2 protein-coding genes are annotated in these 1546 nt (G+C 49.9%); one reads left to right on the top strand and one right to left on the bottom strand.

What is annotated here, in order from left to right; genetic code table 11:
- Nucleotides 1-245 precede the first annotated feature (245 nt).
- Nucleotides 246-1142 carry a BRO-N domain-containing protein gene (locus tag ACMP1L_RS09990; RefSeq protein ID WP_005922866.1) on the top strand — a complete coding sequence of 299 codons (897 nt, stop codon included), beginning with the start codon at nucleotides 246-248 and terminating at the stop codon, nucleotides 1140-1142.
- 116 nt (nucleotides 1143-1258) lie between these two features.
- Here ACMP1L_RS09990 and ACMP1L_RS09995 read toward each other — a convergent pair whose 3' ends face one another.
- A complete protein-coding gene (locus ACMP1L_RS09995) occupies nucleotides 1259-1459 on the bottom strand; it encodes a transposon-transfer assisting family protein (protein WP_117477615.1) in 201 nt (66 codons plus the stop codon).
- Nucleotides 1460-1546: the final 87 nt, after the last annotated feature.

Genomic DNA, 1546 nt, shown 5'->3' on the forward strand with positions numbered 1-1546 from the left:
CCGAGCAGAAAGACCAGATGCAGCGGCAGTACAATGATGCCAAACGCCAGATGCAGGAGTATGGCATCATAAAGCAGAATGTGGACGGCATTCTGCGGACAGCACCGGGAAAGGAGCAGATGCAGGAACGGTAAATCTGCACAAAATATTGTTCGGATTTTTGAATCTCAAACGCTTAGACCGGGTGGCGTTTCCGCCCGAAATCATGTAAAATAGACTTAGACAACGAAAGCGAGGAACCCTCTATGGCAGAAGTGAACGATAACGGCTCTATCCAGCTTTTTGAAGATCAGAAAATCCGTACTGCATGGGATGCAGAAAAGGAAGAATGGTATTTTTCGATTATTGATGTTATTTCTGTTTTAACTGGAACAGCCAATCCACGGCGTTATTGGAGCGACCTTAAGCGTAAGCTGAAAGCTGAGGGGGCAAATGAGTTGTACGAAAAAATCGTACAACTGAAAATGTTGTCCTCTGATGGAAAACGGTACAAGACAGATGTCGCCAACACCGAACAGCTTTTGCGTATCATCCAGTCCATCCCGTCCCCGAAAGCTGAACCGTTCAAGGCATGGCTGGCAATGGTGGGCAAGGAACGCATCGAAGAAACCATCGACCCGGAGCAAGCTATTGACCGTGCGCTTGATACCTATTTGAAGAAAGGCTACTCCGAAGAATGGATTCACCAGCGGCTTTTGGCAATCCGCATCCGCAACGAACTAACGGACGAATGGAAGAAGCGCGGAGTGCAAAAGGGCAAGGAGTACGCCATCCTGACCGATGAAATCTCCCGCGCATGGTCCGGCATGACCACGGGGCAGTACAAGCGGCTGAAAGGTCTGACAAAAGAAAATCTCCGGGACAACATGACCGATTTGGAACTTGTGCTGACCATGCTGGCGGAAGCATCTACCACGGATATTTCCAAGACTGCAAAGCCGCAGACCTTTGAAGAAAACAAGCAGGTTGCTAAACGCGGCGGCAAGGTAGCCGGTATTGCACGGCAGGCTCTTGAAGCAGAAACTGGCAAGCCCGTTATTACAGAAAAGAATGCGTTTGACTTCCAGCAGCTTGTGACCGACATTGTAGAAGATGCCGCCGAACTGCCGGAAAATCCCACCGAGAAAAAAGATAAAGACTGATACATGAAAAATAGCCGGACACAGCAGCCACAAGGCCACCGTGTCCGGCTATTTCTGTGTTGGCAACGACACATCACTTTTGCTGAAAATAATGTGTCATTGTCGAGCTGGCGGTATCACTCACCCGCAAAATCGAACCTCTGTCCGTCAAAGTCCGCATCAGTCATGTGCTCCAACTTTGCAATGGTTCCATTCGCCAGCCGCCGCATTTCTGTGTCCATATCCGGCAGGGCGGCCAGCATCCGTGCCATCGTGCGGCGGCGGTCAGAGGTGTGGTACATACAGATCAAATTTTCTTCTTCCACGCTAAAATTCATGTGTCAGACCTCCAATTCCTTTGCCTTTTCCCGTGGCAGCGTTTGCTTGCTCTGTTCCTTTTTTGCGGCATCCAGCTGTGCCCGGAT

Origin of the sequence: Ventrimonas sp. (assembly GCF_048380235.1) — a bacterium.
GTDB lineage: Bacteria > Bacillota > Clostridia > Lachnospirales > Lachnospiraceae > Brotaphodocola.